Below are 20,134 nucleotides of genomic sequence, written 5' to 3' on the forward strand. Positions count from 1 at the left end.
GGTCAGGAACGCAGCAGCGGGAAGAGGATGACGTCGCGGATCGAGGGGGAGTCGGTCAGAAGCATCACCAGGCGGTCGATGCCGATGCCCTCGCCCGCCGCCGGCGGCATGGCGTACTCCAGGGCGCGCACGTAATCCTCGTCCACCTCGCAGGCGGTGTCGTCGCCGGCCCGCCGGGCCGCCGCCTGCTCCTCGAAGCGGCACCGCTGGTCGGCCGGGTCGTTGAGCTCGGAGAAGGCATTGGCCAGCTCCCTGCCGCCGATGAAAAGCTCGAAACGATCCACGAACTCCGGGTCCGCCTCGTTCCGGCGCGCCAGCGGCGACACCTCCAGGGGATAGCCGATGACGAACGTGGGCTGGATCAGGCGCGGCTCCACCAGATGCTCGAACAGCTCCACCAGGAGCTTGCCGCGACCGAGCTTCGGGTCGACCTTGAGGGAATGCCGCTCGGCGAGCTTGCGCAGGACCTCCACGCTCGCCAGCTCCGACGCTTCCACACCGGCATGGCGCGCCACGCCCTCGGTCAGGGAAAGCCGTTGCCAGGGCCGCTCCAGGTTCACCTCGTGCTCGCCCCACGGGATGCGCAGGCTCCCGCGCACGGCCTGCGCCAGTTCCACGAACAGCTCCTCGGTGAGCTCCATCATGTCGCGGTAGTCGGCGTAGGCCTGGTAGAACTCCACCATGGTGAACTCGGGGTTGTGGCGCGTGGACAGGCCCTCGTTGCGGAAGTTGCGATTGAGCTCGAAGACGCGCTCCAGCCCGCCCACCAGCAGGCGCTTGAGGAACAGCTCCGGCGCCACCCGCAGGTAGAGGTCCAGGTCCAGGGCGTTGTGGTGCGTCACGAAGGGCTTGGCCGCCGCGCCGCCCGCCATGGACTGCATCATGGGGGTCTCGACCTCGAGGAAGCCGCGCTGCTCCAGGAAACGGCGTATGAGCGAGATGATGCGCGAGCGGTTGCGGAAAACTTCGCGCACGTCCGGGTTCACCATCAGGTCCACGTAGCGCTGCCGGTAGCGGGTCTCCACGTCCTTCAAGCCGTGCCACTTCTCCGGTAGCGGGCGGATGCACTTGCTCAGCGGCCGGACTTCCCGCGCCTCGATGGTCAACTCGTCGGTGCGGGTGCGGAACAGCCGGCCCGCCACGCCGACAACGTCGCCCACGTCGGCCGCGCGCACGCGCGCGTAGGCCTCGTCTCCGAGCTTGTCCTTGCGCGCGTAGACCTGGAGCCTGCCGGTGCGGTCCTCCAGTTCGAAGAACGCCGCCTTGCCGTGGGGCCGGTGCGCGCGGATGCGCCCCGCCAGCGTGAACTCTTCGGTCAACGCTTCCAGCGCGGCCGCGTCGAGGTCGCCGTGCCGTTCGCGGACGTCCCCCGCCGTGTGGCTGGGGCGAAAGTCGTTGGGATAGACGGGTAGGCCCTGCGCCTGGAGCTGCGCCACCTTCTGGCGGCGCACCGCCATCTGCTCGTTGGCTTCATCCATGTGTCTTCGGAAGTTCTGCTCGGAGCCGGTAGGGCCTTACGACGCGTCATTCCCGCGAAAGCGGGAATCCAGGGGTGGGGAACGACGTCTCGTAAGGTCCCTCTCTCACGAGTTTTGGCACCGCCTGCTGTACAAGTACTCTTCCTGGAACGCAGGGCACAAGGGTCACAGCATCCCGAGCTGAAGCTTGGCCGCGTCCGACATGAGGCTGGGGTCCCAGGGCGGCTCCCAGACGATGTCGACATGCACGTCCGTAACGCCGTCCACTGCCCGCACCTTCTCTTCCACCTCCGCGGGAAGGGACTGGGCCGCCGGGCAGTTGGGCGCGGTGAGAGTCATGGTGACCGTCACCTCTCCGAGGGGGTCCACTTCCACGCCGTAGATCAGGCCCATTTCGTGGATGTTCACCGGCACCTCGGGGTCGTAGCAGGTCTGTATCGCCTCGATGGCGCGCCGTTCGATGTCCTTCTGCTCCGCAACGCTTTCCACGAATGTCTCCCGGTCCGGCTTGCGCCGCCCTACTCGGTGCTCACGGCCTTGTCCTCGCCGTCCAAGGCCGCGCACAACGTGTGCCATGCCAGCGTAGCGCACTTCACCCGCGCCGGATAGTCGCGTACGCCCGCGAACGCCTCCAGCTTGCCCAGGCCGGGGCCGTCGATGCCGCCGCCGTTGTCGGTCGCCACCATCTGGTGAAACCGCTCGAACAGCTCTTTGGCATCGTCGCAGCTCCGCTCCTTCAGGCTCTCGGTCATGACCGAGGCGGAGGCGATGGAGATGGCGCAACCCGTGCCCTCGAAGCTGACGCCCGCCACGCGGCCGTCCTCCACGCGCAGATGGACCGCGACCTTGTCGCCGCACAGCGGGTTCACGCCCCGGGCACTGCGGTTGGCATCGGCCAGCGGCCCGAAGTTCCGCGGCTTGCGGTTATGGTCCAGGATCAGCTCCTGGTAGAGGTCCCTCAGGTCAGACACCGTCGAACAGCCTCCTTACCTTCTCGAGTCCCTCGGCCAGCACCTCCACCTCGGCCTCGGTGTTGTAGCACGCGAACGACGCGCGCACCGTGGCGGGCACGTTGAACCGGTCCATCACGGGCATGGCGCAGTGGTGGCCGGTGCGCACGGCGACGCCCTCCTGGTCCAGGATGGTGCCGATGTCATGGGCGTGCACGTCGCCGAAGACGAACGACACCAGCGACGCCCGGCGCGCGGGCGTGCCGATGAGCCGCAGCCCCGGTATGCGCGTGAGCCGCTCCAGCGCGTAGGCCAACACCCGGTCCTCGTGGGCCGCCACCGCCTCCACGCCCAGGCCGGTGAGGTACTCGACGGCCGCGCCCAGGCCGATGACCCCGGCGATGTTCGGGGTGCCGGCCTCGAACTTGTAGGGCAGCGCGTTGTACTCGGTGGCCTCGAAGCTCACCGTGAGGATCATGTCGCCGCCCCCTTGGTAGGGCGGCATGGCCTCCAGCAGCCCGGCCTTCCCATAGAGCACGCCGACACCGGTGGGGCCGTAGAGCTTGTGGCTGGAGAAGGCGTAGAAGTCGCAGTCCAGGTCGCGCACGTCCACGGCGGCGTGGGGCGCCCCCTGGGCGCCGTCGATGAGCACCGGGATGTCCGCCCGGTGTGCCTCCGCGATCATTTCCTTGATGGGGTTCACCGTGCCCAGGGCGTTGGACACGTGCGGCAACGCCACGATGCGGGTGCGCGGCCCCAGCAGCCGGTGATACGCCTCCATGACGACGTCGCCGCGGTCGTCCACCGGAATGACCCGGAGGAGCGCGCCCTTCTCCTGGCAGATGAGCTGCCACGGCACGATGTTGGAGTGGTGCTCCATGGCGGAGATGATCACCTCGTCCCCCGCCTCCAGGTTGGCGCCGCCGTAGCACCGGGCCACGAGGTTGATGGCCTCGGTGGCGCCGCGCACGAACACGATCTCCCGGTCCTCCGCCGCGTTGAGGAAACGCCGAACCGCACCGCGGGCGTCCTCGTAGGCGCGGGTGGCCTGCTCGCTCAGGCGATGCACGCCGCGGTGGATGTTGGAGTTCTCGGTTTCGTAGTAGTGTGCCACGCGCTCGATCACCGACCGCGGCTTCTGCGCCGTGGCCGCGTTGTCGAGGTAGACCAGGGGCTTGCCGTGGACGCTCTCGCCGAGGATCGGAAAATCCTCGCGCACCCGCGCCACGTCGAAGCCGTCCTCCATCCCGTTCCAACCTGTGGTCCTGACCTGTTCCATGCTCCTTCTCGAAAAGAACCGGATCAATCCTTCGACTTCGCTTCGCTACGCTCGGGACGCCCGCTCCATTGCCGTCATGCGCCCAACTCCGCGAGCACCCGGCTCGTCAGCCCGTCCCGCAAGGGCTCGATGGCGACGCCGTCGAGGATCTCGCTGGCGAAGCCGTGCACGAGCAGCTTCCGGGCCACTGCCGCGTTCAGCCCGCGTGAGCGCAGGTAGAACATTTCGTCCTCTTCCAGTTGGCCGATGGTGGTGCCGTGGGCGCAGCGCACGTCGTCGGCCAGGATTTCCAACTGCGGCTTGCTGTCGATCTCCGCGTCCCTCGACAGCATCAGGTTCCGGTTGGACTGCCGCGCGTCGGTCTTCTGCGCCTCCTGACGCACCACGATCTTGCCGTTGAACACCGCCCGTGCCCGATCGTTGAGCACGCCCTTGTACAGCTCGCGGCTGGTGCCGTGGGGCCTGGCGTGCTCGATGGCCGTGCGGCTGTCCACGTGCTGCGCGCCGGCGGCGACGTAGAGTCCGTGCAGCATGCAGTCCGCGCCCTCGCCATCGAGCAGCGCGTTCAACTCCACGCGCGTGATGGCGCCGCCCGTGGTCACCGAATGCGAGCGGTAGCGGCTGTTGCGTGCCTGGTGCACCTGCACCGTTCCGATATGGAACGTCCCGCCGCCCTCGCGCACCAGACGGTAGTGGTCCAGCTCGGCGTCGTCCTCCAGGACGATCTCGGTGACGGCGTTGGTGCAGTAGACCGCGTCGCCAGAGCCCGCGTAGGTTTCCACCAGCGTGAGCCGGCTGCCCGCGCCCACCACCACCAGCGTGCGCGGATGCACGATGCGGTCGGGCGCCTGTGCGGGGTCCGCGCGGAAGGCCAGGTGGACCGGCCTGTCGAGGGTTCGCCCACGCCCCACCCGAACCGCGCCGCCGTCCTCGACGAAGGCCGTGTTGAGCGCACGGAGCGCGTGTCCGTCATAGTCGGCGTGACGCCCGAGGTGCGCTTCCACCCACGGGAGCCGCTGCTCCACGGCCTCCGCCAGGCGGCCGACGAAGAGGTCCTCGTCCTGCCCGTCGCTCGCCTCCGGGCGGGTCGCCTCCTTGCCGGTCCACGGAAACGCCAACTCGTAACGCTCCCATCCGCCGGCATCGAACGGGTCAAACCCACCGGCCGGTATCGACGCCGGCGCGTCCACCGTGCGCAGGCGCGCCCGCCGCAGCGCCTCCAGGCTCGTGTACTTCCACTCCTCGTCGCGCGTCGTGGGGAATCCCAGGGAGCGGAAGCGCTCCATGGCCCCGCGGCGCAGGTCGCCGACCCAGGCGCCGCCGTTGCGCGAGGCGCGCGCCGCGAGCTTCTCGAAGTCCTCGAGGTAGCCCTGCTGCTCGGCCGTCGTCCCGGTCATGCTCCGCTTCCCGGGCCGGCCGTCTCCTCCACCCAGGAGTAACCGGTGTCCTCGAGCTCCCGCGCCAGCTCCTTGCCGCCGGACTTCACCAGCCGGCCGTTGTGGATCACGTGGACCACGTCGGGCACCACGTAGTCGAGCAGCCGCTGATAGTGCGTCACCAGAATGAGGGCGCGCTCCGGCCCGCGGAACAGGTTGATGCCGTGGGACACCACCTTCAGCGCGTCGATGTCAAGGCCGGAATCGGTCTCGTCCAGGATCGCCAGGGTGGGCTCCAGCATGGTCATCTGGAAGATCTCGGCGCGTTTCTTCTCGCCGCCGGAGAAGCCCGCGTTGACCGGACGGCGTAACAGGTCCTCGCCCATCTCCACCGTCTTCATCCTCTCCTTGGCGAGGGCCATGAAGTCCACCGCGTCCAGCTCCTCCTCGCCACGGTGGGCACGCGCCGCATTCACCGCCGCGCGCAGGAAGTAGAGGCTGTTGAGACCGGGGATCTCCACCGGATACTGGAAGCCCAGGAAGAGGCCCTCGACGGCGCGCAGCTCCGGCGCCATCTCCAACAGAGCTTGGTCCTTGTAGAGGACTTCCCCCTCGGTGACCTCGTAGGTGTCCCGGCCCGCCAGCACCTGGGCCAGCGTGCTCTTGCCCGAGCCGTTGGGGCCCATGATGGCGTGGACCTCGCCCGCCTTTACCGTCAGGTCGATGCCGCGGAGGATTTCCTTCCCCTCCACGCGCGCATGCAGGTTGCGAACTTCAAGCATTGTCTACATCCGAAATGGTCTAAAGACGGCGTCAGCCGACGCTGCCCTCGAGGCTCACGTCCAGCAGCCGCTGGGCCTCGACGGCGAATTCCATGGGCAACTCCCGGAAGACCTCGCGGCAGAAGCCGTTGACGATCATGGAGACGGCGTCCTCTTCCTTGATGCCGCGTTGCCGGCAGTAAAAGATCTGGTCCTCGCCGATCTTGGAGGTGGAGGCCTCGTGCTCGATGTGCGCCGAGTTGTTTTTCACCTCCAGGTACGGGAACGTGTGCGCGCCGCACTCGCTGCCCATGAGCAGGGAGTCGCACTGGGAGTAGTTGCGCGCGTTGTCGGCGCCCTTGAGCACCTTCACCAGGCCGCGGTAGCTGTTCTGGCCGTGGCCCGCCGAGATCCCCTTGGAGATGATGGTGCTACGGGTGTTCTTGCCCACGTGGAGCATCTTGGTGCCGGTGTCCGCCTGCTGGCGGTTGTTGGTCACGGCCACCGAGTAGAACTCACCCACCGAGTCGTCCCCCTGCAGGATGCAGCTCGGGTATTTCCAGGTGATGGCCGAGCCCGTCTCCACCTGGGTCCACGAGATCTTCGACTTCCGCCCGGCGCACTTGCCGCGCTTGGTGACGAAGTTGTAGATGCCGCCCTTGCCGTCCTTGTCGCCGGGGTACCAGTTCTGCACCGTCGAGTACTTGATCTGCGCGTCCTCCAGCGCCACCAGCTCCACCACCGCGGCGTGCAACTGGTTCTCGTCGCGCATGGGCGCGGTGCAGCCCTCCAGGTAGCTGACGTAGCTGCCCGCGTCGGCGACGATCAGGGTGCGCTCGAACTGGCCCGTCTGCGCCGCGTTGATGCGGAAGTAGGTGGACAGCTCCATGGGGCAGCGCACGCCCTTGGGCACGTAGCAGAACGACCCGTCGCTGAAGACCGCGGAGTTGAGCGACGCGAAGAAGTTGTCGCTGTAGGGCACCACCGAGCCCAGGTACTGGCGCACCAACTCGGGATGCTCCCGGACGGCCTCGGAAAACGAACAGAAGATGATGCCCATCTCCGCCAGCTTGTCCTTGAAGGTCGTGGCCACCGACACGCTGTCGAACACCGCGTCCACCGCCACTCCAGCCAAGGCCTCGCGCTCGTGCAGCGGCACACCCAGCTTGTCGTAGGTGGCCAACAGCTCCGGGTCCACCTCGTCCAGGCTCTGGGGGCCGTCCTTGTTCGTCTTGGGCGCCGAGTAGTAGATGATGTCCTGGTAGTCGATGGGCGGATAATGCACGTTGGCCCACTTGGGCTCCGCCTCCGACTTCTCGAGCTTCGTCCAGTAGCGGTAGGCCTTGAGCCGCCAGTCCAGCAGCCACTCCGGCTCGCCCTTCTTCGCCGAGATCAGCCGCACCACGTCCTCGCTCAAGCCCGGCGGGACGTGTTCCGCCTCGATGTCGGTAACGAAGCCGTACTTGTACTCGCTTCCGACCAGTTCGCTATCCAGTTCCGTTTTCGCCATGTCCTTCATCCGTCCGAAGATGGACCCAATGGGTCCGCCTTCGACCTACAAAAATTCAACTGTGCAGCCCGTTCAAGCGCCCCTTGAGCCCCTCCCGGTCGGCAAGACTCCCGATGGAGACTCCGGCCAGGAATTCCACCAACAGCATCTGCGCCCGCTCCCACACGGAAATCTGCGTGCACACCGTGTCATAGGGACAGCAGTGATTGTCCAGACACTCCATCAGGCTGAGCGGCCTCTCCACGGCTTCGTAGACTTCCTTGACGCTGATGGACTCCGGAGACCGCGCCAGGCTGAAGCCGCCCTTGCGGCCCATGTGGGACCGCACCAGCCCCGCCGCCGCGAGATCCTTCATGATCTTTGACATGTAGTGCGTCGGAATGTCCTGTCGCGCGGCGATCTCCTTGCTGCCCACCACCCACTGCTCCGGTTGGGCCGCAAGATACGAAAGCGCCCGCACGGCATAGTCGACCTTCCTGCCGATGTTCATCAGCGAGCTTCGGTCGGCCGTGGCCCTGACGGAATTCACAGCGGATTCTTGCATGCTGGATCCCCTGACGAGGTTGTTTCAGAGCTTTGGTTCAGAACTCCCGGGAGTTCTTCCGTACGTGGAACGTCGTGAATCAAACATAGACCTAAAGCGTCCATGTTGTCAAACACCCATCCTGTCGCCCAAAGGAACCGGGGGCTGTCGACTTCAAGAGGGCCTTGGCCGAACGGGAAAGGCGGCTTGAAGGTGCGGAAATCCCCGTGCTACCAAGGCCGCATGGCCATTCTCAAGGTCGCCCGCCTGGGCAATCCCGTGCTGCGCAGGCCGGCCCGCGCGGTTCCCGCTGAAATCGTAGGTAAGGCGGATTTCCAGCGTTTCATCGACGACATGGTCGTCACCATGCGCGAGTACCAGGGGGTGGGCCTGGCCGCGGTCCAGGTCCACGAATCCATGCAGGTGGCGGTTTTGGAAGTGGCGGACAACGCCCGTTACCCCGGCAAGGACGCCGTGCCCCTGTCCGTCCTCGTCAACCCCGAGATCGTACCGCTGGATGACGAAACGGAAGACGACTGGGAGGGCTGCCTGAGCATCCCCGAGATCCGCGGCCGGGTGCCCCGCTACAAGCGCCTGCGAGTGACCGCGCTGGACCGGGACGGCCACGCGCTGGATTTCGTCGCCGAGGGTTTCCACGCACGCGTCATCCAGCACGAAGTGGACCACCTGCGCGGCCACGTCTACATGGACCGCATGCCCGATCTCACGACGCTGACCTACCTCACCGAGTTGGCACGGTATTGGACCAATCGATAAATGTCAACGAACGGCGTTCGGTCCAATTCGGTCTAGTCCCCAGCCAACGTCCGGATCTGCAACTCCCCAAGCTGTCTTGGGTCCACCGCGGTGGGCGCTTCCGTCAGCATGCACACCGCGCGCTGGCTCTTCGGAAACGCGATGACGTCTCGAATCGCCGGCGAGTCGCTCAGCAGCATGGCCATCCGGTCGACGCCGAAGGCGATGCCGCCGTGCGGGGGTGCGCCGAGATCCAGGGCTTCCAGGAGGAAGCCGAACTGGTCCTCCACGGTGTCGGGGTTCACGTCGAGCAGCGACAGCACCTGCCGTTGCAGTTCGGGGGAATGGATCCGGATGCTGCCGCCGCCCAGTTCCATGCCGTTGAGCACCAGGTCGTAGGCGCGGGACTTCACCCGGGCGGGGTCGGATTCCAGCAGCGGCAGGTCTTCCTCCCGCGGGGCGGTGAACGGGTGGTGCACGGCGGTGTAGCGGCCTTCGGCCTTCCTCCACTCCACCAGCGGGAAGTCGAGGACCCATGCGAACGCCTGGACGCCCTCCTGCACGAGGCCGAGGCGCCGGCCCATCTCCAGCCGCAGGTTGGCAAGGCCCTCGTTGACGACGTCGAAGTCGTCCGCGAGCATGAAGATGACGTCGCCGGGCTGCACCCCGGTGAGATCGCGGAGCGCGTCCTTCTCCGCCTCGCTCAGGAACTTCGTCAGCGGCGACTGCCAGTCGCTGTCGGTGACCTTGATCCAGGCGAGGCCCTTGGCGCCGTAACGGCCCACCAGCTCGGTGAGATCGTCCAGTTCCTTGCGCGACAGGTCGCCGGCCCCAGGCGCCCGCAGGCCCTTGACGATACCGCCGGCCGCCAGGGCGCGCGTGAAGATGGCAACCTTGGAGTCGCGGAACGTGTCCGACAGCTCCACCAGCTCCAGGCCGAAGCGCAGGTCGGGCTTGTCCGTGCCGTACCGCCCCATGGCCTCCTCCCAACTCAAGCGCCGGAACGGCGTCTCCAGCTCCACCCCACGGACCTCCCGAAACACCCGCGCCATCATGCCCTCTACCATGTCGAAGATGTCCTCGGGCTGCACAAAGGACATCTCGATGTCGAGCTGGGTGAACTCGGGCTGCCGGTCCATGCGCAGGTCCTCGTCGCGGAAGCAGCGCACGATCTGGAAATAGCGGTCCACGCCGCCCACCATGAGGATCTGCTTGAAGAGCTGGGGCGACTGGGGCAGCGCGTAGAACTTGCCCGGGTGCATGCGGCTGGGAACGAGGTAGTCGCGCGCGCCCTCGGGCGTGCTCTTGGTGAGCACGGGGGTCTCCACCTCCATGAACGACAGGTCGTTCAGATGGTTGCGGATGGTGGACAGCATCCGGTGGCGGATCTCCAGGGGGCGCAGGCCGCGCGGGCGCCGCAGGTCGAGATAGCGGTAACGGAAGCGGCTGGTCTCGGTGGGCTCGACCTCGTCGTCGACGGGAAACGGCGGCACCCGCGACGGGTTGAGCACCCGCAGCTCCCGCGCCATCAGTTCCAGCGCGCCGGTGGCGATGTTGGGATTCACGGTCTCCTCGGACCGGTGCACCAGCGTTCCGCGCACCGCCAGCACGTCCTCGGAACGCACCCGCTTGGCCTTGTCGTGGGCCTCGGGCGTCACCTCGGGGTTCAGCACCACCTGGACCATGCCGGAGCGGTCCCGCAGGTCGATGAAGAGAAGACCGCCGTGGTCCCGCACGGACTGGGTCCAGCCCATCAGCGTCAGTTCCCGGCCCACGTCGCCCTCGCCCGGCTCGCCGCAGCGGCAGCTCCGCTGCCAATCGCCCATCAGATCCACATTCCGCTCGTTCACGTGTTCACCCGAGACTTTCCTCAACGTCCGCAAAATCCACCTCGGTCTGTTCCTTGGTCGCCATGTGGCGCACCAGTGCCCTGCCCTTCTCCATCTCGTCGGGGCCGACGATGAGCACCACGCTGGCCTCTTGCTTGTCCGCCCGGCGCATCTGGCTCTTGAGGCTCCGGGCCTCGCCTTCCAGGTCCACCCGGCGACCGCGCCGGCGCAGCCGGTGGGCCAGGGCGAACGTCCACCGTTGGGCTTCCTCTCCCATCCACGCGAGATAGAGCAGCGGCGCGTCGCTCTCGTCCGTGTCCGCTTCCGACAGGAGCAGCGCCAGGCGCTCCACCCCCAGGGCGAAGCCCACGCCCGCCACCGGCGGCCCTCCCAGGGACTGTACCAGCCCGTCGTAGCGGCCGCCCGCGGCGACGGTGTTCTGGCTCCCCAGTCCCGAACCGGCCTTCCACTCGAAGGTGGTCCGGCAGTAGTAGTCCAGGCCGCGCACCAGGCGCGGGTTCACCACCGGCTCCGGCCGGAGATCCTGGAGCAGATCCAGCACCGTGTCGAAGTGGCTCCGGCAGTCGTCACAAAGATGCGAAAGGATCGACGGCGCCGCGCTCACGATCTCGCCGCAAGACGGCCGCTTGCAGTCCAGCACGCGCAGGGGATTGGTCCCCAGCCGGCGGTCGCAGTCGGCGCACAGCTCGGCCCGGCGCTCCTCCAGGAACGCCACCAGCGCCGCGCGGTAGCCCGGGCGGCAATCGGCGCAGCCGATGGAGTTCACCTCCAGGACCGTATCGGCCACCCCGAGGTCCTCCCACAGGTCCCGCAGCAACAGCAGCAACTCGGCGTCGACGTAGGGATCGGTGCGGCCGAAGACCTCGGCGCCGATCTGGTGGAACTGCCGCAGCCGGCCCTTCTGGGGACGTTCCCGGCGGAACATGGGGCCGAGATAGTAGAGCTTGCGCACCGGCTCCACCTGGTGGAGCTTGCCCTCGCCATACGCCCGCACCACCCCGGCGGTTCCCTCCGGCCGCAGGCTCAGCAGCGTCGCCTGGGAGTCACGGTCGGCGAAGGTGTACATCTCCTTCTCGATGACGTCGGTGGACTCGCCCAGGGAACGGGAAAAGAGCTCCGACTTCTCGAGGACGGGTATGCGAATCTCCTTGAAGTTGTAGCTCGCAAATACCCGTTCGGCCGCCCTTTCGATGCGCTGCCACGTCTCCACGTTTCCGGGCAGAACGTCGGCGAAGCCCTTGATACGCGTCAGGTTCATATGCACCACCAAACGGGCGCGCAAGCCGCAATCATCATTGTCCTGAGGGGAGTCGGTGTTCGATGGCAGGAGGACTCAAGCACGTGCTGCCAGGATGGGTACGAGCTAACAGAGGCGTGGTGGAAAGTCAAACAAAGAGCCCGCGGCCGACGGCGGTGAACTTCTCGGTTTTGTTCACGGATTGTCAGTTCCGGTCTCCGTTACGCACAAGGCGTGCTTCATCGTCGATCAGGGTCACACGGCTGGGCCGGTCGGCGCTCCATCGCCAGAGCACCAGATTGAGTTCATCGATTCCGGTCCCGACGGCAAAGCTTCGGACCAGCATCCCAACGTAACCGGCTTCGATCAGGCGGTCGGCAAGCCTCTGTGACGCCGGAGCCCGGCCTGCCAGCATTTCCGCTTCCCAGGTCGGACATGCGAGTTCCGGATCGGCTACCTTCAGCGCTGCCCGCTCAGAGTTGTCACGCGTGTCGAACACGGGATCGGCATCGACCTCGTAGGCACACAGCGTGATGGGCTGCAGGGAACGGCCCAACGGCTGCGCCTCACGAATTGCCGTCATAGGGTCTAGAGAGGTGTAGAGCGCAGGGACCCCGCGCCGGTTGAAGCGTCCCCCGTGGCGTTGTGCGCCCTCGCCCGACAACGGTGTCCAGGACCATTGCGGATTGTGGGCTCGATACACGATCCCTCGGAACCGCATGGGATGACGGAGATCAGGCGTATCCGCCGGCCATGATCCGATCCAGGTGGGCATGCACCTGATCAGCCCTGCCTTGGCGCAACAACGAATCCGCGGTGGCGCCACCGAAGCCGGGCAACGGTTCGGATCGAAACCAGGCATACGCCGCCAGAGGTGAGCCCGTTTCGGACTCTACGCGATTGAGAATCTCCAACATCTGGCGAAGACGAACCTGTGTCTTCCGCGCTCGTATCCGTGAGGCTCGTGAGAACGCGTCTCGACCCAGCCCCAAAGTCCCGGCGATCTCCGACTTGGTAGTACGGAGCGCCTCCGCGATGAGTACCGGAGAAAATATCTGATCCTTCACGAACTCTCCGAGCAGCATGATGACCTCGCAACTTTTGACGCATTTTACCGCTATACGGCTTGAGTTTCCAGTCGAACGCTCTCTCGGGAATGGTACCGGCATCGAAGAGTCCCTCAACCAAACCATCGCATCACAATGTTCGCTGGAGAAATCGATACACGCATGCGGCGACGATCACGATGAAGACGTAGCTCGCCCCCACCATCGCCCAACCCGGCCGGGGGAGAGAAAACGCGGCCATGGGAACGCCGGCCAGGAGGTCGACGCTCCACAGGAAAAGAGCGGCCACGGGCTCGACCGCGCGTGCCAGGAGCGTCGAGACAGCGGGCGCGAACAGGCAGAGAAAGCCGGTCAGGAGGCCGGCGGGCACGATAAAGAAACCCACCAGCGGCACCAGCAGCGGGTTGGCGATGAAGCCGGCCAGGGAGAGGATGCCGAAATGGTGCGCCACGATCGGCCCGGTGCCGACGGTGGCGAACACGGGGACGAGGACGGCCAGCAGGATGGCTGGACGGTAACGTTGCAGCAGGCCCTCGCGTGGGGCCTCCGTCGGCTGCATGAACGACGTGCCGCGGAAAATGCGTATGCCGCCGGCGATGGACAGCACGGCCAGGAAGGAGAGTTGGAAGGAGGCCTCCATGACGGCCCCCGGCCAGACCAGAGCGGCGATGAGGGCGGCCAGAGCCAGGCTTCTGAACAGGCTCGCGTTGCGCCCGCTCAGCACCGCCAGTTGGTACAGGCCGATCATGATGGCGGCGCGCACGGTTGGGATACGGGCGCCTGCCACGGCGGCGTAGAGGAGCACCGGCGCCAGCGAGCCCAGGGCCGCCAGCTTGTGCACCGGGAGGCGCAGCAACAACCACGTGCTGCGGCCCGCCAGAGCGCGGCACAGGAAATAGACGGCGAGGCTGAGCATGCCCACGTGCAGTCCCGAAATGGACAGCACGTGGGACATGCCCACGGCGACGAAGCGGTCTCGCGTCTCCGGGGCGAGGCCGCCGCGGTCACCCACCACCAGAGCCTTGAGCAGGGCGCCGGTGTCCGGCTCGAACACGCGCTCCAGGAACCGGCCGATGCGCCGCCGTCCGGTCTCGATCCAGCCGCGGACGCCGCCGCCCTCGCGCCGGACCAAGCGCACGTCCCAATCATTGTGCAGATACGCCACATGGTAGATCTCGCGGCGCGCCAGGTAGGCCGCGTAGTCGAAGCGCTCGTCCCAATTCTTCGGCGCGCGCGGGCGCAACGGCGCCCGTATCACGTCCCCGTGCCGCCAGTGCCGGTAGGCGTTGCGCACGGTGACCCGCACGTTGCCGGTGGCGCGACGCGCGCCTTCGGGCGTCCATTCCCCTTCCACGGCGAGATGCCAGCGGCTGCGGCCGCCCTGCCCTTCCGGCTCGCGGTAAAGGCGCCCTTCGACGAGAACGGCCCCCTCCCGCTCGGTGAGATGCTGAATGTGGTGAGCAGGCAGCCGCGGATGGAGCAAAACGTGGTGCGCGGCGAAACCCCAGTGAAACGCCACGGCGCAGACGAGGCCGAGAAGCCCCCATCGAGGTCTCACGAAGCACAGGGCCAGCGAGGATGCCGCCAACAGCGCGGTGAACGGCCACGCACCGGCAACATCGGCCATGACCGCCATGGCCTGTCCGGCGAGCAAAGCCAACAGCGGCATGACCAGCACGCCCGTGGGGTGTCCGATGCTCAACCCCCGCTACTCCGAGCCCTGGAACGACTCCAGGATGCGCTCGGCCACGGGGCGGCTCATGGAAGGGACCTCCAGCAACTCCTCCAGCGAGGCGTCCCGCAGGCGCTTCAGGCTGCCGAAACGGCGCAGCAGGGCCTTGCGGCGCGACGGGCCCACGCCGGGGATGCCGTCGAGCCCCGAGCGCAGGGTTTCGCGCTTGCGGAGGCTGCGGTGGTAGGTGATGGCGAAGCGGTGGGCCTCGTCGCGGAGGCGCTGAAGCAGGAACAACGCGTTGGAGTTGCGCCGCAGCACCACGGGGTTGCTGCGGTACGGCAGGAAGAGGCGCTCCTCGGAGCGCTCGACCTCCGCCAGACGCGGTGACGCGGTGACGCGCATCTTGGCCATGGCCACCACGTCCACGTCGGTGACCCGGAGATCCGCCAGCGCCGTGAGCGCCACCTGCAACTGCCCCTTGCCGCCGTCCACCACCATGAGGTCCGGCAGATCGGTCTCCTGGAGGCCGCGCTGAAAACGCCGCTTGATGACCTCGTACATCATGGCGAAGTCGTCGCCGCGGGTCTCGGGAGCGACGGTGCGCACGCGGTAGCGGCGGTAGTTCCGCTTGTCGGGCTCGCCGTCGAAGAACGACACCCGCGAGCCCACGGCGTGGGTCCCCTGGATCATGGAGATGTCGTAGCACTCGATGCGCTGAGGATAGCGCCGCAGCCGCAACTTCTGCTGCAGCTCGCACAGCATCTTCTCCCGCTCCCGCTCCTGGTCGTGGCGCTCGTTGAAACCCTGGCGGGCGTTGTTCATCGCCATCTCCAGGAGCTTGCGCTTCTCGCCCCGTTGCGGCTGGTGCACCGTCACCCGACGGCCCCGGCGCTCGCCCAGGTACTCCTCGTGGACGTCGCGGTCTTCCAGCTCCACCGGCACCAGTATCTCCTCGGGAACGAAGCGGCTGCCCTGGTAGAACTGAGTCAACAGGGCGGCGACGATCGCCTCGTCGTCGAAGTGATGGTCTTCCAGGGAATACGCCTGGTTGCCGGTGAGCTTGCCCTGGCGCACGAAGATGACCTGGGCCTCGATGAAGCCCCCTTCCCGGTACAGTCCGAAGATGTCCTGGTCGGCGCCCCAGTGGGACACCATGCGCTGCTTCTCCAGGGTCTTCTCCACCGCGCGGATGCGGTCCCGCAGCTTGGCCGCCTGCTCGAACTCGAGCGCGTCCGCGCGCTCGCGCATGCGCACGCGCAGTTGCCGCAACAGGTCGGCGCTCTTGCCCTCGATGAACAGCACCGCCTGGCGCAGGTTGCCGGCATAGTCCTCCGGGTCCACCGGATGGACGCACGGCGCGGGGCAGCGCTTGATCTGGTACTGCAGGCACGGCCGGTCGCGGTTGCGGAAGTTGTAGTCGGTGCAACTCCGCAGCAGGAAGTGCTTCTCGATGACCTCCAGGGTTTCGCGCACGGCGATGGCGGAGGCGTAGGGGCCGAAGTAGCGGCTGCCGTCCTTGACGATGCTGCGGGTGGCGAGGATGCGCGGCCAGTCGCCGGCCGTGACCTTGATGCTCAGGTAGCTCTTGTCGTCCTTGAGGCGGATGTTGTAACGCGGCTTGTACTGCTTGATGAGGTTGTTCTCGAGGATCAGGGCTTCCTTCTCGTTGCTGGTCACCAGGGTCTCGATGTCGGTCACCTGGCGCATCAGGAATGCCACGTGCGGGCGCCCGTCACCGCCCCGCAGGTAGGAGCGCACGCGCGCGCGCAACTCCTTGGCCTTGCCCACGTAGACGACCTTGCCGCCGCCGTCGCGCATCAGGTAGACGCCGGGTCCCGTGGGCAGCGTGTCGAGATGATCTTTCAGTTCCTCGACGTTCATGACTCGTGGGAAACGGATTCAACCCCGCCCGGCCACGGCGCCGCGCGCACGGTACGGGCCGGACAGTTCCTTCTCCTGCAGGCCGTGGATGCGATCCCGAAGCTCCGCGGCCTTCTCGAACTCCAGCCGGTCCGACGCCTGCTTCATTTCCTTCTTGAGCTTGTCCACCATGCGCGGAATCTCGCTCGGCGGCGGGCCGTCGTCGGCCACCAGCGGCACATCCACGTAGTCGGCCTCGTAGGCCTGGATCAAGGGCTCGTCGATCTGCTTGACGACGCTCCGGGGCACGATGCCGTGCTCCTCGTTGAAGGCCTCCTGGACACCGCGCCGGCGCTCGGTCTCGCCGATGGCCAGCTTCATGGAATCGGTCATGACGTCCGCATACAGGATCACGGTGCCGTCCACGTTGCGCGCGGCGCGGCCGATGGTCTGGATCAGCGATCTCTCCGAGCGCAGGAACCCCTCCTTGTCCGCGTCGAGGATGGCCACCAGCGACACCTCCGGCAGGTCGAGCCCTTCGCGCAGGAGGTTGATGCCCACGAGCACGTCGAACACTCCCTTGCGCAGGTCGCGGATGATCTCCACCCGCTCGATGGCGTCGATGTCCGAGTGCAGGTAGCGGACCTTCACGTTGAGGTCCTGGTAGTAGTCGGTCAGGTCCTCGGCCATGCGCTTGGTCAACGTCGTCACCAGGACCCGGTGCTTCATCGCGGTGCGCTTGCGGATCTCCTCCAGCAGGTCGTCCACCTGGGTGGCCGCCGGCCGCACCGCGATCTCCGGATCGGTGAGCCCGGTGGGGCGGATCAATTGCTCCACGCGGACGTTGTCGCTCCTCATGAGTTCATAATCGGCCGGCGTCGCCGAAACATAAATCGTCTGGTTGTGCGTTTCCTCGAATTCCTCGAAGTTCAGCGGGCGGTTGTCCAGCGCCGAAGGCAGCCGGAAGCCGAAGTCCACCAGGGTTTCCTTGCGCGAGCGGTCGCCGCGGTACATGCCGCCGATCTGCGGCACGGTGACGTGGCTCTCGTCCACGTACAGCACGAAGTCGTCGGGGAAGTAGTTGAGCAGCGTGGGCGGGGGCTCTCCCGGGCGCCGGCCGGTGAGGTGGCGGGAATAGTTCTCCAGCCCCGGGCAGTAGCCCATCTCTTCGAGCAGCTCCAGGTCGTAGAGGGTGCGCTGGCGCAGGCGCTGGGCCTCCAGCAGCTTGTTCTCGCGCTTCAGCTCCGCCAGCCGCTCCCTCAACTCCTCGCGGATGGCCGTCACCGCCGCCTTCATGCGCTCCGCGGTGGTGACGTAGTGGCTCGCGGGATAGATCGCGGCCTTGGTCACGCGCCGGCGCACCTTGCCGCGCACCGGGTCCACCTCCAGCAGCGACTCCACCACGTCGTCGAAGAACTCGATGCGCAGCGCCGACCTGTCCTCGTAGGCCGGGAACACCTCCACGGTGTCGCCGCGCACCCGGAAGGTGCCGCGATGGAAGTCGTAGTCCACGCGCTCGTACTGGATGTCCACCAGCTTGCGCAGCATGCGGTCGCGGTCGATGCGCATGCCCTCTTCCAGGTACACCATCAGGTCGAAGTAGGCTTCCGGCGACCCCAGGCCGTAGATGCACGAGACGCTGGCGACGATGACCACGTCACGGCGCTCCAGCAGCGCCATGGTGGCGGCGTGGCGCAGCTTGTCGATCTCGTCGTTGATGGACGCGTCCTTGGCGATGTAGGTGTCGGTGGAAGGAACGTAGGCTTCGGGCTGGTAGTAGTCGTAGTAGCTGATGAAGTAGCGCACCGCGTTGTCCGGCAGCAGCAGCCGGAACTCGTTGTAGAGCTGCGCCGCCAGGGTCTTGTTGGGCGCGATGACCAGCGCCGGCCGGTTGATGCGGCTGATGACGTTGGCCATGGTGAAGGTCTTGCCCGAGCCCGTGACCCCGAGCAGCACCTGGTGCCGGCGGCCGCTCGCCAGCCCTTCCACCAACTCCTCGATTGCCCTGGGCTGGTCGCCTTGCGGCTGGAAATCCGCCACCAGGCGGAACTGGCCGGGTTTGCGCTCCTTCAGCATGTCAAAGGAATAACACCGTGGGCGTGGGGTACGCAAAACCGAGGCAGGACCTCCACCCCCGCCTCACCACCCCTGGATTCCCGCTTCCGCGGGAATGACTCTTCGGGGTGGCGTTGCCGGGTCGTGGCCTCGGGAGTTTTTGCACTCTCTGGAAAGCGGGAATGACGACTCGGGGAGTTGGCGCCATTGCGTGTCCAGGGGGCCTCCCTGGACACGCGCTCGCGGAAGCTGTTAAGGTCTGCTGTCGCGGACGACCGCCATCAGCAGCACACGGCGGCCGCCGCTCTCATTCCCATGGAAAAGTTCGACCTCACCATCATCGGCGGCGGCATCGTGGGGCTGGCGACGGGCATGCGCATGGCGCGGGAACATCCCGGGTTGCGGTGCGCGCTGCTGGAGAAGGAGCCGGAGCTGGGCATGCACCAGACCGGCCACAACAGCGGCGTGCTCCACTCGGGGATCTACTACCGTCCGGGCTCGGTGAAGGCGCGGACGTGCGTGGCCGGGAAGAAGGCGCTGCTGGAGTTCTGCGACGAGCACCGCATCCACTACGACCTGTGCGGCAAGGTCATCGTCGCCACCCGCCCGGAGGAGCTGCCGCGCCTGGACGAGTTGAACCGGCGCGCCGAGTCCAACGGCGTCGAGGGCGTGCGCATGATCGGCCCCGAGGAACTGCGGGAGATCGAGCCCCACTGCGTCGGCCTCAAGGCGCTGCACGCCCCGTTCACGGGCATCATCGACTTCGGCGACGTGGCGCGGGCCTACGCACGCCTCTTCGAGGCCGCCGGGGGCGCCATCCGCACCGCGTGCGAGGTGACCGGCATGACCCGTTCAGGCAACGGGTTGGTCATCGAGACCTCGCGCGACGCACTGGAGACGCGCACGCTCATCAACTGCGCCGGGCTCTTCGTCGACCGGGTGGCGGCCATGACGCCCGGGTTCGCGGAAAGCGTGAGCGGCGGCATCGACGAACCAGTGCGCATCGTCCCGTTCCGGGGGGAATACCACCGCCTCAAGCCCGACAAGCAGGGACTCGTCAAGGGGCTCGTGTACCCGGTGCCCGACCCACAGTTTCCCTTCCTCGGGGTTCACTTCACCCCCACGGTCCACGGCCGGGTGGAAGTGGGCCCCAACGCGGTGCTGGCGTTCGCGCGCCAGGGCTACCGGCAGAGCGACGTCAACCTGCGGGACCTGTACCAGATCTTCACCTACGGCGGTTTCTGGTACATGGCGCGGAAGCACTGGAAGACCTCGCTGCCGGAACTGCGCCGCTCCTTCGACAAGCGCGCCTTCACCCGCGAATTGCAGCGCCTGATTCCCGCCATCCAGTCGGACGATCTGGTCTACAGCGGCGCGGGTGTGCGCGCCCAGGCGGTGTCGGCCAGCGGCAAGTTGGTGGACGACTTCGTCATCGCCGAGTCCGAGGGCGCCGTGCACGTGCTCAACGCCCCTTCCCCCGGCGCCACCTCGTCCCTGGGCATCGCCGACACCATCTGCCGCGCAGCGTCGCAGCATCTGGCATCGTGAATCCCGTGAGGACGTCCTTCGACTTCGCGCCGCTGACGTGGCGCTACGCCCAGAACGAACGGAAGTTGCTAACCCATCTTTAACATGAATGTGGGGATTTAGGGTATTTTGTGTACGGGTGCACCATCTAACCTATTGAATTCATTGAGATCATGTTTCTGGGGACGGAATGTAGTGCCATACTAATGTATCATGGCTTGCATTCCGCC

At 66.7% G+C, this 20,134-nt stretch carries 17 protein-coding genes; 2 read left to right on the forward strand and 15 right to left on the reverse strand.

Features of this window, described 5'->3' with window-relative positions; genetic code table 11:
* Positions 1-2 precede the first annotated feature (2 nt).
* The 8 genes from lysS to OXF11_19100 all read right to left on the reverse strand — a co-directional run bounded on the left by lysS (position 3) and on the right by OXF11_19100 (position 7,898).
* A complete protein-coding gene (gene lysS, locus OXF11_19065; GenBank protein ID MCY4489198.1) occupies positions 3-1,478 on the reverse strand; it encodes a lysine--tRNA ligase in 1,476 nt (491 codons plus the stop codon).
* Between the two features lie 165 nt (positions 1,479-1,643).
* Positions 1,644-1,967, reverse strand: coding sequence for a DUF59 domain-containing protein (locus OXF11_19070; protein ID MCY4489199.1), 324 nt, complete (start codon positions 1,965-1,967; stop codon positions 1,644-1,646).
* Between the two features lie 29 nt (positions 1,968-1,996).
* Positions 1,997-2,449, reverse strand: coding sequence for an SUF system NifU family Fe-S cluster assembly protein (locus OXF11_19075; GenBank protein ID MCY4489200.1), 453 nt, complete (start codon positions 2,447-2,449; stop codon positions 1,997-1,999).
* A complete protein-coding gene (locus OXF11_19080) occupies positions 2,442-3,707 on the reverse strand; it encodes a cysteine desulfurase (protein MCY4489201.1) in 1,266 nt (421 codons plus the stop codon). Before OXF11_19080 ends, OXF11_19075 begins: the two co-directional genes overlap by 8 nt.
* 74 nt (positions 3,708-3,781) lie before the next feature.
* Positions 3,782-5,104, reverse strand: coding sequence for a Fe-S cluster assembly protein SufD (sufD, locus tag OXF11_19085; protein ID MCY4489202.1), 1,323 nt, complete (start codon positions 5,102-5,104; stop codon positions 3,782-3,784).
* Positions 5,101-5,865, reverse strand: a complete 765-nt coding sequence (gene sufC / locus OXF11_19090; GenBank protein MCY4489203.1) for a Fe-S cluster assembly ATPase SufC — start codon at positions 5,863-5,865, stop codon at positions 5,101-5,103. Before sufC ends, sufD begins: the two co-directional genes overlap by 4 nt.
* A gap of 31 nt (positions 5,866-5,896) precedes the next feature.
* Complete coding sequence (sufB, locus tag OXF11_19095; protein ID MCY4489204.1) at positions 5,897-7,354, reverse strand: Fe-S cluster assembly protein SufB; 1,458 nt, start codon at positions 7,352-7,354, stop codon at positions 5,897-5,899.
* A gap of 55 nt (positions 7,355-7,409) precedes the next feature.
* Entirely contained in the window at positions 7,410-7,898 is a 489-nt protein-coding gene (locus OXF11_19100) for an Rrf2 family transcriptional regulator (protein ID MCY4489205.1), read from the reverse strand.
* A 222-nt stretch (positions 7,899-8,120) separates the two neighbouring features.
* Between OXF11_19100 and def the strand changes: the two genes are divergently transcribed.
* Complete coding sequence (def, locus tag OXF11_19105) at positions 8,121-8,654, forward strand: peptide deformylase (GenBank protein ID MCY4489206.1); 534 nt, start codon at positions 8,121-8,123, stop codon at positions 8,652-8,654.
* A 32-nt stretch (positions 8,655-8,686) separates the two neighbouring features.
* Here the strand turns inward: def and aspS are convergent, their stop codons facing one another.
* The 7 genes from aspS to uvrB form a co-directional block, all read right to left on the reverse strand.
* Positions 8,687-10,459 carry an aspartate--tRNA ligase gene (gene aspS / locus OXF11_19110; protein ID MCY4489207.1) on the reverse strand — a complete coding sequence of 591 codons (1,773 nt, stop codon included), beginning with the start codon at positions 10,457-10,459 and terminating at the stop codon, positions 8,687-8,689.
* 28 nt (positions 10,460-10,487) lie between these two features.
* On the reverse strand, positions 10,488-11,741 hold the full coding sequence (gene hisS, locus OXF11_19115) for a histidine--tRNA ligase (GenBank protein MCY4489208.1): 1,254 nt from the start codon (positions 11,739-11,741) through the stop codon (positions 10,488-10,490).
* Positions 11,742-11,925: 184 nt separating this feature from the next.
* Positions 11,926-12,441: an RES domain-containing protein gene (locus tag OXF11_19120; protein ID MCY4489209.1), complete on the reverse strand. Its 516-nt coding sequence runs from the start codon at positions 12,439-12,441 to the stop codon at positions 11,926-11,928.
* A 13-nt stretch (positions 12,442-12,454) separates the two neighbouring features.
* Positions 12,455-12,805: a DUF2384 domain-containing protein gene (locus OXF11_19125; GenBank protein MCY4489210.1), complete on the reverse strand. Its 351-nt coding sequence runs from the start codon at positions 12,803-12,805 to the stop codon at positions 12,455-12,457.
* A 112-nt stretch (positions 12,806-12,917) separates the two neighbouring features.
* Positions 12,918-14,489: a ComEC/Rec2 family competence protein gene (locus OXF11_19130; protein ID MCY4489211.1), complete on the reverse strand. Its 1,572-nt coding sequence runs from the start codon at positions 14,487-14,489 to the stop codon at positions 12,918-12,920.
* Between the two features lie 6 nt (positions 14,490-14,495).
* Positions 14,496-16,343: an excinuclease ABC subunit UvrC gene (gene uvrC, locus OXF11_19135; protein ID MCY4489212.1), complete on the reverse strand. Its 1,848-nt coding sequence runs from the start codon at positions 16,341-16,343 to the stop codon at positions 14,496-14,498.
* Between the two features lie 18 nt (positions 16,344-16,361).
* Positions 16,362-18,398 carry an excinuclease ABC subunit UvrB gene (gene uvrB / locus OXF11_19140; GenBank protein MCY4489213.1) on the reverse strand — a complete coding sequence of 679 codons (2,037 nt, stop codon included), beginning with the start codon at positions 18,396-18,398 and terminating at the stop codon, positions 16,362-16,364.
* A gap of 294 nt (positions 18,399-18,692) precedes the next feature.
* On the opposite strand from uvrB, the gene lhgO reads away from it, so the two are divergent.
* On the forward strand, positions 18,693-19,925 hold the full coding sequence (gene lhgO, locus OXF11_19145; GenBank protein MCY4489214.1) for an L-2-hydroxyglutarate oxidase: 1,233 nt from the start codon (positions 18,693-18,695) through the stop codon (positions 19,923-19,925).
* The last annotated feature ends 209 nt before the right edge of the window (positions 19,926-20,134 follow it).

It is taken from the genome of Deltaproteobacteria bacterium, assembly GCA_026712905.1.
GTDB lineage: Bacteria > Desulfobacterota > Binatia > UBA9968 > JAJDTQ01 > JAJDTQ01.